Source organism: Xylanibacter ruminicola 23 (assembly GCF_000025925.1).
GTDB classification, from domain to species: Bacteria; Bacteroidota; Bacteroidia; order Bacteroidales; family Bacteroidaceae; genus Prevotella; species Prevotella ruminicola.
Genome location: NC_014033.1, coordinates 1732754 through 1747905 on the forward strand (window position 1 = coordinate 1732754; position 15152 = coordinate 1747905).

Genomic DNA, 15152 nt, shown 5'->3' on the forward strand with positions numbered 1-15152 from the left:
CATTTTTTTAGTATCTTTGCACTTTAAATGAGTAAAAAATGATATTTCGACAGATATTTCCTACCGTTTTAGCCTTGTTTGCATCGCTTTCGGTCAGCGCACAGACCGATTCGGCTGCCATCGACTCGACTACCAATACAGGCGTCGAAAGCAAGCTCATTATGCCCAATACCTTTACACCCAACGGCGATGGGCATAACGATATTTACAAGGCCAAGGAGTACCGCAACTTATCCGAGTTTCGCGCGTACATATTTAATAGGTGGGGACAGAAACTCTACGAGTGGACCGATCCTGCCGAAGGATGGGATGGCAAATATCATGGAAACGATGTGAAACCTGGTGTTTACTTTGTGCTGGTAAAAGCCCGTGGCACCGACGATGTGATATACAACATACGCAAAGACGTAAACTTACTAAGAGGAGATGAACAGAGAAGATGAAAAGATAAATGTGTACGGCGCACGCGTACACAACCTTAAGAATATTGATGTAGAGATTCCCCGCAACTCGCTCACGGTGATTACGGGATTGAGTGGCAGCGGCAAATCGTCGTTAGCCTTCGACACCATCTTTGCCGAAGGCCAGCGCCGCTATATCGAAACATTCTCGGCCTACGCCCGCAACTTTCTGGGTGGTATGGAGCGCCCCGATGTAGATAAGATTACCGGCCTGTCGCCAGTTATCAGCATCGAGCAGAAAACCACCAACAAGAACCCACGTTCAACAGTTGGTACTACCACCGAGATTTACGACTATCTGCGTCTGCTCTTTGCCCGAGCCGGTCGTGCCTATAGCTTTGCTACAGGCGAGGAGATGGTACGCTACACCGAAGAGCGTGTGCTGGATATGATTACGCACGACTATGCCGGTCATAAAATCTACATCCTGGCACCACTCGTTCGCAGTCGTAAAGGTCATTACCGCGAACTGTTCGAGAGTATGCGCCGCAAAGGCTATCTGCATATCCGTGTAGATGGTCAGATGCTCGACATTGTACAGGGCATGAAAGTGGATCGCTACAAGAATCACGATATCGAGGTAGTGATTGACAAGCTCAAAGTACCCGAAACGCCCGATGTGGAGCGCTTGCAGAAGACAGTCACCCTCGCCATGAAACAGGGCGACGGACTGATTATGATTCTTGATCAGGACACAGGCTCTGTCAAGCATTTCTCAAAACGTCTGATGTGCCCCACCACAGGTATCAGCTACAGCGATCCGGCACCTAACAACTTCTCGTTCAACTCGCCCCAAGGTGCCTGTCCGCACTGTAAGGGATTAGGCGTCATCAACGAGATCGACCTCGACAAGGTGATTCCCAATAAGCAGGCTACCATCCGCGAGGGCGGCATCGTGCCTCTTGGCAAATACAAAAACCAGATGATATTCTGGCAGGTAGAGGCTATCCTGAAGAAGTTCGAGTGTGATTTAAATACCCCTATCGCCGACATCCCCGACGATGCGATGACCGAACTACTCTATGGTTCGCTAGAGGATGTACGTATCGATAAGGATCTGGTACGCACATCGAGCGACTATTTTGTATCGTTCGATGGTATCATTAAATACCTGCGTGGTGTGATGGAGAACGACGACTCGTCGGCTGGACAGAAATGGGCCGACCAATTCCTGGCCGAAATCACCTGTCCTGAATGTCATGGTCAGCGACTGAATCGCGAGGCCCTCTCCTACACATTCGGTGGTCGCAATATCGCCGATTTGGCCAATATGGATCTGATTGATTTGCGTAAGTGGATCGACGAACTGGAAATAGGCAATAACTTATCGAAACAGGAATATACCATCGCCAAGGAGATTCTGAAGGAGATCAAAACCCGTTTGGATTTCCTGCTCGATGTAGGTCTCGACTATCTGTCGCTCAACCGCCAGTCGGCAACCCTGTCGGGTGGTGAGAGTCAGCGCATCCGACTGGCTACTCAGATTGGTTCGCAACTCGTTAATGTGCTCTACATTCTCGACGAGCCATCAATCGGATTGCACCAGCGCGACAACGAGCGACTCATCAACTCGCTCAAGGAACTACGCGATATCGGTAACACTGTGATTGTAGTAGAGCACGACGAGGATATGATGCGCAGTGCCGATTACATCGTGGATATTGGTCCCCGTGCCGGGCGTAAAGGTGGCGAGGTGGTATTCCAAGGCACTCCAAGCGAGCTGTTAAAAACCAATACCCTCACAGCGCAATACCTCAACAAATCGCTCACCACTCACGTTGCACCGCTCACCCCGAGAAAGGGTTCTGGGCAGAGTCTGGTACTGCGCGGTTGTACAGGTAATAACCTCAAGCATATCGATGCCGAATTCCCATTGGGTAAGCTCATCGTCGTTACCGGTGTGAGCGGCTCGGGTAAGAGTACCCTCATCAACGAGACGTTGCAACCCATCCTATCGCACCATTTCTATCGCTCGCTCAAACGCCCCATGCCCTACGAGAGCATCGAGGGTCTCGACCTGATAGATAAGGTGGTGAGTGTGGATCAGAGTCCTATCGGTCGTACACCACGCTCAAACCCAGCTACTTATACAGGCGTATTCTCCGATATCCGCTCACTGTTTGTAAACCTGCCTGAGGCTAAGATTCGTGGTTACAAACCTGGCCGATTCTCGTTCAATGTCAAGGGTGGTCGTTGCGAAACCTGCGGTGGTAATGGATATAAGACCATCGAGATGAATTTCCTGCCCGACATCCAGGTGCCTTGCGAGGATTGTCATGGCAAACGTTATAACCGCGAAACCCTCGAGGTGCGCTACAAAGGTAAGTCGATTGCCGATGTGCTCGATATGACCATCAACCAGGCTGTGGAGTTCTTCGAGAACGTGCCAGACATCCTGCGAAAAATCAAGAGCATTCAGGATGTAGGTTTGGGTTATATCAAGTTAGGTCAGCCCTCTACCACCCTCTCTGGTGGTGAGAGTCAGCGCATCAAACTGGCCACCGAACTCTCCAAACGCGATACAGGCAAAACCATGTATATTCTCGACGAGCCTACAACCGGTCTGCATTTCGAGGATATCCGTATTCTGATGCAGGTTCTGCAGCAGCTGGTTGATCGTGGTAACACAGTGATTATCATTGAGCACAACCTTGATGTAATCCGCCAGGCCGACTGGATTATCGATATCGGTCCCGAAGGCGGTCGCGGCGGTGGCGAAATTCTCTGTGCCGGTACTCCCCAGCAAGTAGCAAAAAGTAAGCGAGGCTACACACCTAGCTTTATCAAGGAGATATTAGACAAATAAGAATTGAAAAGCGGAAGGCAACTTCACCTCTACCCTAACACTAACCTTGTTCTACTATCAGGGTAAAGCATGGTTAGTATTAGGGTAAATTTGTAAGCAAATAGCAACTTTTGCTTACTTTTTTATTAAAAAGTTGGTAAAATGTTTGGCGGTTTGAAATTAAATATATACTTTTGCAGCCGAAATGTTATAAAGACAACATAGAATATGAACAGAATTCAGAACAACTATTGGTGGTGGCAGAGCTCGAGATTAAATAGTCGCGAGGTTTAATGCCGTATACCTATAGATATAGTATAAAAAGGCTCGTCGCGACAGCGACGGGCCTTTTTTAATTAAACATTGAAAATTGAAAATATAAATAGATATGGAAAATTATTTTGCTGACGAGAGAGGTTTTTACGGAGAGTTTGGCGGGGCGTATGTTCCCGAGATACTCTACAAGTGTGTACACGACCTGCAGGAGGCTTACCTGCCTATCATTGAAAGCGCAGAGTTTAAGGCAGAATACCACGCCCTGCTGAAAGATTATGTTGGTCGCCCCAGTCCACTGTACTTCGCTAAGCGCATGAGCGAGAAGTATGGTTGCCAACTTTACTTGAAGCGTGAGGACCTGAACCATACGGGTGCCCACAAGATCAACAACACTATCGGACAGATTCTGCTGGCCAAGAAATTGGGCAAGACACGCATCATAGCCGAGACAGGTGCCGGCCAGCACGGTGTGGCCACTGCCACCGTGTGCGCACTGATGAACATGAAGTGCGAGGTGTTTATGGGAGCTACCGACGTGGAGCGCCAGCACACCAATGTGGAGCGCATGAAGATGCTGGGTGCCGAGGTTCACCCCGTACGTACAGGTAACATGACGCTGAGCGATGCCTGTAGCGAGGCTATACGCGACTGGTGCTGTCACCCTGCTGACACTTTCTACATCGTAGGTAGCACCATGGGCCCACACCCCTACCCCGACCTGGTGGCACGCATGCAGAGCGTGATCAGCGAAGAAATCAAATGGCAGCTAGAGGCCCAGATTGGTCGCGACTATCCCGACTATCTGATAGCCTGCATCGGTGGTGGTAGCAACGCAGCCGGCACTATCTATCACTACGTGAACGAAGAGCGCACCAAGATTGTGCTGGCCGAAGCTGGCGGACACGGTTGGCAGACCGACCATACTGCAGCCACCATCCATAAAGGTACAACAGGTATTCTTCACGGCTCAAAAATGCTGGTGATGCAGGATGAGAACGGACAGATACAGGAGGCCTTCACCATCAGCGCAGGTCTGGACTATCCCGGCGTTGGTCCCATGCACTGCAACATGGCGAAGAAAGGGCGCACACAGGTACTGAGTATCAACGACGATGAGGCTATCCGTGGCGGTTACGAGCTGACGCGTATGGAGGGTATCATCCCCGCCATCGAAAGTGCCCACGCCATTGCAGCACTCTCGAAACTCACGTTCAAGAAGGACGATGTAGTAGTGCTGACGGTAAGCGGTCGCGGCGATAAGGACGTAGAGACCTATCTGAAGAATAAGGCTATGGCTGGTGAATACGGATATTTTTGATTGAACATTGAACATTATGAGTAATTTCAATTATACAACTACAAGCAAAACCATTCTGGCGGATTTGTATACGCCAGTGGGGGTATATATGCGACTGAGAGATTTGTACCCACAGAGCGCGCTGATGGAGAGTTCTGACTATCACGAGAAGGACAACTCACGCTCGTTTATCGGTATCGAGCCCATGGCCAGCGTAGCTATCGGTCACGGCATGGCCACTATCACCTACCCTGATGGCACCACACTGCAGCACGAGGTAAACAAGGATTACCGCAGCGATAAGGCTATCCACGAACTGATAGATCGCATACACGTAGAGGGTGACGATGCCAAGCTTTGCGGACTGTTTGGCTATACCAGCTTCAATGCCGTACGCTACTTTGAAGATATCAACGTAAAGGACGAGACTCAGGCCAAGAACGATGCCCCTGACTTGCTTTATATATTATATAAGGTGGTGATTGTGTTCGACCACTTTAATAATACCATCAAGCTTGTTTCGCTGGAAGGCGATACCAAACTCGATGATGTAGTAAAGGCCATGAACAAGGCCAATGTAAAGGCATACGATTTCCACCCTGTAGGCGATGTGCGCTCTACCTTGACAGATGATGAGCATCGTGAGAACATCCGTCGAGGCATTAAGCACTGTCTGCGTGGCGATGTGTTCCAGATTGTGCTGAGCCGCCGATTCATCCAGCAATACGAGGGCGACGATTTCAAACTGTATCGTGCCCTGCGTTCAATCAACCCAAGCCCCTATCTGTTCTACTTCGACTTTGGCGGTTTCCGTATCTTCGGTTCAAGTCCCGAAACCCACTGTCGTATCGAAGGCCATAAAGCCTATATCGACCCTATTGCCGGTACCACCAAACGTACAGGTGATGCTGAGGCCGACCGCCAGGGGGCTGAATATCTGCGCAACGATCCTAAGGAGAATGCCGAGCACGTGATGCTGGTTGACCTGGCACGTAACGACCTGAGCCGCAACTGTCATGGTGTAAAGGTAGATTTCTATAAGGATTTGCAGTATTACAGTCATGTCATCCACTTGGTATCGCGTGTATCAGGCGAGCTCGATAACAACGCTGATCCTATCAAGGCTTTCATCGACACCTTCCCTGCAGGTACCCTTTCAGGTGCACCCAAGGTACGCGCCATGCAGCTTATCAGCGAGTACGAGCCACATAACCGCGGTGCCTACGGCGGTTGCATCGGCTACATCGGACTGGATGGCAGTTTGAATCAGGCCATCACCATCCGTACCTTTGTATCGCGTAATGGTGAGTTGTGGTTCCAGGCAGGTGGTGGCATCGTTGCTAAGAGCGATGTAGAGTACGAACTGCAGGAGGTGAACAACAAGCTTGGCGCCCTGCGCAAGGCTATACTGATGGCGGAGAAGATGTAATAAGGCACGGATTACACGGATTAACACGGATTTGTTATGAAAATAGTCATTATTGATAACTACGACTCGTTTACATACAACTTGAGTCATTTAGTAAAGGAGCTGGGCGCAGAGGTAACGGTGCTGCGTAACGACCAGTTTAAGCTTGAGGATTTGGAGCCATATAGCAAGATTATCCTGAGTCCGGGGCCTGGTATCCCCAGCGAGGCAGGTCTGCTGCTCGACGTGATTAAGAGCTATGCTGGTAAGAAGCCTATCCTGGGTGTGTGTCTGGGACATCAAGCCATCGGCGAGGCATTCGGTGGTAAGCTGGAAAACCTGAGCGATGTGTTCCACGGCGTAGCAACACCCTGTCATATTACCGTAGAAGACCCCATCTTCAGTGGCATAGAGCGAAATATCACCATCGGTCGCTACCACTCGTGGGTGGTATCAAAAGAGAACCTGCCCGACTGCTTAGAGGTAACCGCCGAGAGCGACGAAGGACAGATTATGGCCCTGCGCCACAAAACGATGAACATCCGCGGCATACAGTTCCACCCAGAGAGCGTACTGACACCCGACGGCAAGAAAATGCTGCAAAACTGGATGTTTCTTTAACATTGAACATTAAAGATTAAACATTAAAAGAGATATGGCACAGACAATGAAGGACATCCTGAACAGGATGCTGAACCACGAGGAACTGTCTCGTGAAGAAATGAAAGAAATTCTGATTGGTATCACCCAGAGCGAGTATCCCAACGAGCAGATTACTGCTCTGCTCACCGCGCTGCAGATGCGTGGCGTAACAGTCGACGAACTGTTGGGTTTCCGCGATGGTATCTTGGAAACAGGCGTGCCAGCCATTCTGAATGCCGATCGCTACATCGACGTGGTAGGTACAGGTGGCGACCGCAAGAACACCTTTAATATCTCGACCACCAGCTGCTTTGTGATTGCTGGTGCGGGCTACAAGGTAGCTAAGCATGGAAACTACGCAGCTACATCGGTATCGGGTGCATCGAACGTGATTCAGCACCACGGCATTAAGTTTACCGATGATATCGACAAACTGAACCGCAGCTTGAACGAGGCTGGCATCGTGTATCTGCACGCCCAGCTGTTTGCCAAGGCCATGAAGTTTGTAGGCCCCATCCGCAAGGCCCTGCAGTTCCCTACCATCTTTAATTTGTTAGGACCACTGGTTAACCCCTCACAGCCACAGTGCCAGTTATTGGGTGTAGCCAACCTCGACCAGATGCGCCTGTACAACCAGGTATATCAAAAGATTGGAATCGACTACGGTATCGTGAACTCTATCGATGGTTACGACGAGATCTCGCTGACAGGCGACTTCAAGGTAACCACCAAGCATTACGAGCGTATCTTTAAGCCCAGCGACCTTGGCTTTGAAATTGCCAAGCCCGAAGAGTTGGTTGGCGGTGCTACCGAAGAGGAGGCAGCACAGATCTTCGACAGCGTACTGGAGAACCGTGCCCTGCCCGCTCAGAAGAATATCGTACTGGCCAATGCCGCCTTCGGTATCCAGGTTCTGGAGAAGGGCGAGAAGAGCATCGAGGAGTGTGTAGAGATTGCCCGCGAGAGTATCGACAGCGGTGCCGCCCTCCGCACCTTCAAGAAGTTCGTTGAGTTGAACAGTTAATTTTGGGCAACGGACTACAGGACCTAAAGATTATGCACTACCTATTGTAAATATAAATAACAATGGATATATTAGAAGAGATAGTAGCGAACAAGCGCGTGGAAGTTGAAGCAGCCAAGTTGGCTGTAGCACCAGCAGTGCTGCACAAACAGGTGGAGGCGATTCTCGACTTTAGCGTGGCTTCGATGAAAAATGCCCTCACCGCATCCGACTCGGGCATCATCGCAGAGTTCAAACGCAAGTCACCTTCAAAGGGTTGGATCAAAGAGGAGGGCCAACCCGACATCATCCCATTGAGCTACCAAAAGAATGGCGCTGCTGCACTGAGCATACTTACCGACCAGAAGTATTTTGGCGGTTGCGACGACTTTATTCGCACGGCCCGTCACAGCGGTGTAAACATCCCCATCCTTTACAAGAACTTTGTGATAGATGAGTACCAGCTGTTCCAGGCACGCTTGTGCGGGGCTTCGGCTGTACTGCTGATTGCCGCCGACTTGTCGATAGCCGAGTGTAAAAGTCTGCTGAACACCGCCCACCAGTTAGGTCTGGAAGTTCTTTTAGAGATGCACTCCAACAAAGAATTGGAATACGCTGGGTTAGAGCCAGATATGTACGGTATCAACAACCGCAATTTAGGTTCATTTGTGACCGACGTAGAGAACTCATTCCGCTTGGCTGAGCTATTACCAAAGGATGCCGTAAAGGTGAGCGAGAGTGGTATTTCGAACCCTGATACGGTGAAGGCTTTACGTGAGGTTGGTTTCCGTGGTTTCCTGATTGGCGAGAACTTTATGAAGACAGCCGATCCAGGATCAGCATTACGTGAATTGATTGAGAAGCTATGATAATCAAGGTTTGTGGTATGAGAGAGGCGGAGAACATCCGCGAGGTTGAACAATGTTCAATGTTAAATGATCAATGTTCAATTGATTGGATGGGCTTCATCTTCTGGCCTAAGTCGAGTAGGTTTGTGAGCCAAGTGCCAGCTTACTTGCCAAAGCACTGCCAGCGCGTGGGTGTGTTTGTTGATGCCAGCATCGGCGACATCATGTCGGCCGTAGATAGCTTTGCACTCAACTATATCCAGTTGCATGGTCAGGAGTCGCCCAGCTACATCATTCAGTTGAAGCCACATCTACCCGCCGATGTAAAAATAATTAAATCCTTCAACATCGCCACTACCAACGACCTGGCGCAGACCAAACCCTACGAAGGATTGGCAGATATCTTTCTCTTCGATACGAAAGGAAAGTGCGTGGGTGGCAACGGTGAGAAGTTCGACTGGACGGTACTCGACGCCTACACAGGCAACACACCTTTCTTGCTGAGTGGTGGTATCGGTCCCGATGATGCTGAGCGTGTTCGCAACTTCCAGCACGACAAGTGCATTGGTATCGACTTGAACTCACGCTTCGAATCAGTCCCTGCTCTCAAGGATGCCGAAAAACTCAAGGCATTCTTTCAGAATGTAAAAATGTAAAAATGAGATAATGTAAAAATGTAATAAGATGAATAAGATCAATCAACTTTTCGCAAACAGTCAGGACCAGAAACTCCTGTCGCTATACTTTTGCGCAGGCTGCCCCACACTCGAGGGCACAGGCGATGTGATTCTCGCCATGCAGCGTCGTGGTATTGCCATGATTGAAGTTGGCATTCCGTTCAGCGATCCGCTGGCCGACGGTCCTGTTATTCAGACTGCCGCCACCCAGGCCCTGAAAAACGGTATGAACCTGCATATCCTTTTCGATCAGCTGAAAGCCATCAAGGATCAGGTGCAGATTCCACTGGTACTGATGGGCTATCTGAACCCTATTCTGCACTACGGTATCGAGGCTTTCTGTCAGAGTTGTGTAGAGGCTGGCGTGAGTGGTGCCATCATCCCCGACCTGCCATTCAAGGATTATCAGGAGGTAGTAAAACCCATTGCTGATAAATACGACCTGCGCATCATCATGCTCATCACGCCAGAGACCAGTGAGGATCGTATCCGCTTTATCGACGATAATACCGATGGTTTTGTGTATATGGTGTCGAGTGCAGCCATCACTGGTGCACAGAAGAGTTTCGACGAAGCCAAACAAGAGTATTTCCGTCGTATCAACGCCATGAATCTGCGCAACCCACGTATGATTGGTTTCGGCATCAGCAACAAGCAGACGTTCGAAGCCGCCCAGCAGAATGCCGCAGGTGCCATCATCGGTTCGAAGTTTGTAACCTTGCTGAATGAGAGCAACAACGCCGACGAGGCCCTCGACAAACTGTTTGACGCCCTTGAAAGATAACGTTTACGTAGAATTTTGCGTATTGATTAGTTTGTAGTTTAGCACTTTTGTTGTATATTTGCAGCAAAATTGCGAGACTGCAAACTAATAAACGTTACTAAATACAGATGATTAAAAGAATTTTTCAGATTGCGATGCTCTGCGTGCTGACACCCCTGTTAGCAGCAGCTCAGCAGTGGGACGAAACTCAGTATCGTCAGATTGAGCAGAGTATCCGCACACCGCATTTTGCCGACAAGGCTTATGTGATTACTCAGTATGGCGCAAAGACTACCAACACAGCCGCCAAGAACCAGAAGGCTATCCAGAAAGCCATCGACCTCTGCTCGAAGAAGGGCGGCGGCCGCGTAGTAATTCCCGCAAATCAGAAGTTCCTGACAGGTGCCATCCAGTTGAAGAGTAGTGTGAACCTGGAGGTGCAGGAAGGTGCCGTACTCGAGTTTGCCTTCCAGCCCGAGCTCTACCCCATCGTAGAAACCTCATGGGAGGGTTTGGAGTGCTTCAACCTCTCGCCTTGTGTATATGCTTTCAAGGCTAAGGATATTGCCATTACCGGTAAGGGAACCATCGACGGTGGCGGTAGCAACGACACCTGGTGGCCTTGGAATGGTAATCCCCGTTTTGGTTGGAAAGAGGGCACCATCAGTCAGCGTGGCGGCTCACGTGCGCGCCTGCTTAAGAATGGTGAGGACGGTGTACCTATGTATAATGAGAAAGGTGAGCGTAGCCCCGAGCGCGTGTTTACAGCTCAGGATGGTCTGCGCCCACAGCTGGTAAGCTTTAACAAGTGCGAAGGCATTCTGTTGGAGGATGTAACGCTGTTGCGTTCGCCGTTCTGGGTGATTCACCCCCTGCACTCTACCGATATTACTGTTCGTCGTGTAAAAATGATTAACGACGGACCTAACGGCGACGGCTGCGACCCAGAGTGCTGCGACCGCGTGCTGATTGAGGACTGTTTCTTTAACACCGGCGACGACTGTATCGCTATCAAGAGCGGACGTAATCGCGACGGCCGTGAGCGTAACATGCCATCCAAGAACATCATCATCCGCAACTGCGAGATGAAGAATGGCCATGGCGGTGTGGTAGTAGGCTCAGAGATTTCGGGCGGTTGCCAGAATGTGTATGCTCACGATTGTGTGATGGATTCGCCAGAGCTGGAGCGCGTGCTGCGTATCAAGACCAACAGCTGCCGTGGTGGTATCATCGAGAATATCAACATGCGTAACATCACCGTTGGCAAGTGTAAGGAGAGTGTGCTGAAGATTAACCTCGACTACGAGCACAACGAGATATGCTGCCGTGGCTACTACCCCATCGTTCGCAACGTTTATATGGAGAATGTTACCAGTCAGCAGTCGCAGTATGGTGTGCAGATTATCGGTCTCGACGAAGATACATTTGTTTACGACATCAATGTCAAGAACTGTCACTTCAACGGCGTCAAGAGTGGCAACTTTATGAGCGGCAAGACCCGCAACGTCAACTTCGACCGCTTGTTTATCAATGGTTCGCTGGCACTGCTCAAGGCCCCATACCAGAACTACTCGGAGTGGATGACCTACAGCGAGATGCAGCGCACCCCTAAGAGCTACCTGCTGGACTTCTCGCAGAAACCCAAGTGGAGTTACGTGATGGGTATTGAACTGGAAGGTATGCTCGACACCTATCTTAAATATGGTGGTGAGGATATCCGCAAGTACTGTCAGGAATATACCGACACGATGATTAACGCCAAAGGCGTCATTCGCAACTACGACATCCTGGACTACAACCTCGACAACGTGCGTACTGGTCATTTCGTAACCCGCATGTATCAGCAGTGGCCCGAGGCAAAGAACCTGGCAGCGATGAAGACGATGATGAAGCAGTTGCAGAATCAGCCCCGCACCATCGCCGACAAGGTATTCTGGCACAAGGCCATCTATGCCTACCAGGTATGGCTCGATGGTATTTTCATGGGTCTGCCCTTCCGCACACTCACTGCCCCCATCACCACCACCGCCAAGGAGGCTAAAAAAGGTGCCATCAACAAGATTTACGACGATGCTGTAAACCAGCTGAAGATAACCTACGAGCGCACACTCGACCCCAAGACAGGTTTGAACCGTCATGCCTACGACGAAACCCGCAACACCTTCTGGGCCGATAAGACTACAGGTCTCTCACAGCACTGCTGGGGCCGCGCGCAGGGTTGGTATTCGATGGCACTCATCGAGGTGCTCGATGCCCTGCCCGAGGATTACGCCCGTCGCCAGGAAGTAATCGACCTGCTGAAGAAGGATCTGGATGCCGTTATCAAATGGCAGGACAAGAAAACAGGTGTTTGGTATCAGGTGATGGAGCAGCCTGGTCGCGAAGGCAACTATCTGGAGTCAACCTGCTCGTCGATGTTTGCCTATGTGCTGCTCAAGGCTTACAACAAAGGTTACCTGGGCACCAAATATCGCGATGCCGGTATCAAAGCCTATAAAGGTATCATCAACAACTTTATCCGCGTAAACGAGGATCAAACCATCTCGCTCACTCAGTGTTGTTCGGTAGCAGGACTCGGTCCGGCCGCCACACCCGAGGTACAGGCGGCCTTGAAGAAGATAAACCCCAAGGCAACGGTAAATGAGAATACCCGACGTGATGGCGGTTTCAACTACTATCTGTCGGAACCTATTCGCGACAACGATGCCAAAGGTGTTGGCCCGTTTATCTGGGCCTCGCTCGAAATGGAACAGTTAGGATACAATATCAACAACGTGACGGCCTCTATAGACCGTCACGCTGTTGTTAATCGCAACAACCCTCTTATCACCAAAGCCGATGCGCTGTCGTCGCTGTCGGTTGGTAACGGTCACTTTGTAACCACCGTGGATGTCACGGGTTTACAGTCGTACCCCAACGATTATCAGACAGGTGTACCGTTGTGTGCCATGAGTGATTGGGGGTGGCATCAGTTTCCGAACACCAAGGGATTGAAACCTTCGGAATCGGAAAAAGCCTACGACTTTGGGCATGGGCATCCTGAGGTATATGCCGTAGAATACAAGAAAGCAGAGGACGGTCGCCACAAAGAGGCAACCGATTTTTTTCGTATTAACCCCCACCGCTTAAACTTAGGCGCACTGGGCCTGCACCTTACCGATGCCAACGGCACACCTATCGCCTTGAATCAGCTTACCAACATTCGTCAGGAACAGAAACTGCTGGATGGCGAGATTGAATCGGTGTTTACAGCCGATGGTCAGAAGGTTGAGGTGACAACAGGTGTTCATCCTGCCAAAGATGCGGTGTATGCCCGTATCGTAAGCCAGTTGCTCAAAAAACAGCGTGCCACCATCCGTTTGCGTTTCCCCTATCCCACCGGCAAGCATGCCGATGATGCCAGCGACTGGAACCAGCCCGAAAAGCACCAGTCGGAGATTGTAGAGCAGAGCGCACAGAAAGCCTTGATTAAGCGCACCCTTGATGCCACCACCTATTACGTGCTGTTGCAGTGGGAAGGTCAGGCCACACTCAGCAGATGCGATAGTCATGAGTTTGAGCTGGCAGCCAACGAGGATGTGCTCACCGTATCAGCCGAATATCTGAACAGTCTGCCCACCAGTCAGGCTTTGGCTTTTGAGTACGACCAGTACCATAAAGCCACGTTGCGCCATTGGAATGCCTGGTGGAAGGCAGGTGCCATCGTGGATTTCTCGCAGTGTACCGATCAGCGCGCCAAGGAGTTGGAGCGCCGCGTGGTACTCTCGCAATACCTCACCCAGATTAACTGTGCCAACAACATGCCGCCACAGGAAACAGGACTTACATACAACAGCTGGTTCGGTCGCCCACACTTAGAGATGACCTGGTGGCATGCCGTAGATTTTACTCTTTGGAACCGTCCGGAGGTGGTTGCACAGATGCTACAGTGGTACAATACGGTAGCCTATCCCGTGGCCCGACAGATTGCCGAGCGACAAGGCTTTAAGGGTGTGCGCTGGATGAAGATGACCGACCCATGGGCTGGCGAGGCTCCATCTAACACCGGCTCGTTCCTCATCTGGCAGCAGCCCCACTACATCTATCTGGCCGAGGAGATGTATCGCGCCAATCCTACTGCCGAGACACTGAAAACCTATGGTGAACAGGTAGAAGCCACCGCCGAGTTTATGGCCGATTACGTTACCTACGATGCCCAGCAGAAGCGTTACATCCTGAAAGGTGCCACCGCTATGCAGGAGTGCATGACTAAGGACATCTCGTACAATCAGCCCTTTGAGTTGGCCTACTGGCAGTACGGTTTGAAGGTGGCCCAGCAGTGGCGCGAACGCCAAGGCAAGGCACGTATCGCCAAATGGGATGATATCATTGCCAAGCTGTCGCCCCTGCCTGAGACCGATGGCATCTATACAGCCGGCATACAGATAGGTAGCGACAAGAACCACGAGGCATTCGACCCCTTTGATGCTACCAGCAAGAAAGTTGAGACCTTTGCCGATAAGTGCCGTAACGACCACCCTGCCGTGCTGGGTGCCTGCGGCATGCTGCCATACACCTCTTTATATAATAAGGAGCAGATGCAGCGCACACTCAACTGGGTGATGCAGAACTGGAACTGGCAAACCACCTGGGGATGGGATTACGGTATGATTGCCATGACCGCCGCCCGCTTAGGCGAACCCGAGACAGCCCTCAATGCCCTGCTCATCGATACCCAGAAGAATACCTATCTGCCTAGCGGTCATAATTTCCAGACCGCCGACCGCTTGCGCATCTATCTGCCAGGTAATGGCGCCTTGCTTACAGCCGTGGCCATGATGTGCGCCGGATGGGATGGTTGCAGCCAGCCGCTGAACCCAGGATTCCCCCAAGATGGCCGTTGGAACGTACGTTGGGAAGGACTACAAAAAATGCAATAATTGCGTAATTTAACAGCGCCATTTTGCTGTGTGCGATAACACCCCTGCATAACGTAAACGTTTGCAGGGGATT

General features: G+C 50.7%; 9 protein-coding genes and 1 pseudogene. All 10 read left to right on the plus strand.

The genetic code is table 11. The features are described from left to right. Nucleotides 1-146 precede the first annotated feature (146 nt). Nucleotides 147-443 (plus strand): annotated as a pseudogene (locus PRU_RS07510) (T9SS type B sorting domain-containing protein); the annotation flags it as partial. After that, a complete protein-coding gene (gene uvrA / locus PRU_RS07515; protein ID WP_013064681.1) occupies nt 427-3267 on the plus strand; it encodes an excinuclease ABC subunit UvrA in 2841 nt (946 codons plus the stop codon). The pseudogene PRU_RS07510 and the gene uvrA, both read left to right, overlap by 17 nt. 367 nt (nt 3268-3634) lie before the next feature. Further along, nucleotides 3635-4840: a tryptophan synthase subunit beta gene (gene trpB, locus PRU_RS07520; RefSeq protein WP_013063584.1), complete on the plus strand. Its 1206-nt coding sequence runs from the start codon at nt 3635-3637 to the stop codon at nt 4838-4840. 16 nt (nt 4841-4856) lie between these two features. After that, nucleotides 4857-6248 (plus strand): anthranilate synthase component I family protein, encoded by a 1392-nt coding sequence (locus PRU_RS07525; RefSeq protein ID WP_013063297.1) that lies wholly within the window; start codon nt 4857-4859, stop codon nt 6246-6248. A 36-nt stretch (nt 6249-6284) separates the two neighbouring features. Then, nucleotides 6285-6848: an anthranilate synthase component II gene (locus PRU_RS07530; RefSeq protein ID WP_013063712.1), complete on the plus strand. Its 564-nt coding sequence runs from the start codon at nt 6285-6287 to the stop codon at nt 6846-6848. Nucleotides 6849-6894: 46 nt separating this feature from the next. Then, nucleotides 6895-7893, plus strand: coding sequence for an anthranilate phosphoribosyltransferase (trpD, locus tag PRU_RS07535; protein WP_013064513.1), 999 nt, complete (start codon nt 6895-6897; stop codon nt 7891-7893). A gap of 62 nt (nt 7894-7955) precedes the next feature. Then, nucleotides 7956-8741, plus strand: a complete 786-nt coding sequence (gene trpC, locus PRU_RS07540; RefSeq protein WP_013065650.1) for an indole-3-glycerol phosphate synthase TrpC — start codon at nt 7956-7958, stop codon at nt 8739-8741. Next, nucleotides 8738-9376 carry a phosphoribosylanthranilate isomerase gene (locus tag PRU_RS07545; RefSeq protein ID WP_041385913.1) on the plus strand — a complete coding sequence of 213 codons (639 nt, stop codon included), beginning with the start codon at nt 8738-8740 and terminating at the stop codon, nt 9374-9376. The genes trpC and PRU_RS07545 overlap by 4 nt, the downstream gene beginning before the upstream one ends. 28 nt (nt 9377-9404) lie before the next feature. Further along, complete coding sequence (trpA, locus tag PRU_RS07550; protein WP_013064090.1) at nt 9405-10181, plus strand: tryptophan synthase subunit alpha; 777 nt, start codon at nt 9405-9407, stop codon at nt 10179-10181. 107 nt (nt 10182-10288) lie between these two features. After that, complete coding sequence (locus PRU_RS16435) at nt 10289-15079, plus strand: glycoside hydrolase family 88 protein (protein ID WP_013064880.1); 4791 nt, start codon at nt 10289-10291, stop codon at nt 15077-15079. Nucleotides 15080-15152 lie beyond the last annotated feature (73 nt).

What these genes read in the sequence shown, in the direction of transcription:
- uvrA (WP_013064681.1), top strand. Translation starts at nt 427, where the DNA reads ATGAACAGAGAAGATGAAAAGATAAATGTGTACGGCGCACGCGTACAC.
- trpB (WP_013063584.1), top strand. Translation starts at nt 3,635, where the DNA reads ATGGAAAATTATTTTGCTGACGAGAGAGGTTTTTACGGAGAGTTTGGC.
- PRU_RS07525 (WP_013063297.1), top strand. Translation starts at nt 4,857, where the DNA reads ATGAGTAATTTCAATTATACAACTACAAGCAAAACCATTCTGGCGGAT.
- PRU_RS07530 (WP_013063712.1), top strand. Translation starts at nt 6,285, where the DNA reads ATGAAAATAGTCATTATTGATAACTACGACTCGTTTACATACAACTTG.
- trpD (WP_013064513.1), top strand. Translation starts at nt 6,895, where the DNA reads ATGAAGGACATCCTGAACAGGATGCTGAACCACGAGGAACTGTCTCGT.
- trpC (WP_013065650.1), top strand. Translation starts at nt 7,956, where the DNA reads ATGGATATATTAGAAGAGATAGTAGCGAACAAGCGCGTGGAAGTTGAA.
- PRU_RS07545 (WP_041385913.1), top strand. Translation starts at nt 8,738, where the DNA reads ATGATAATCAAGGTTTGTGGTATGAGAGAGGCGGAGAACATCCGCGAG.
- trpA (WP_013064090.1), top strand. Translation starts at nt 9,405, where the DNA reads ATGAATAAGATCAATCAACTTTTCGCAAACAGTCAGGACCAGAAACTC.
- PRU_RS16435 (WP_013064880.1), top strand. Translation starts at nt 10,289, where the DNA reads ATGATTAAAAGAATTTTTCAGATTGCGATGCTCTGCGTGCTGACACCC.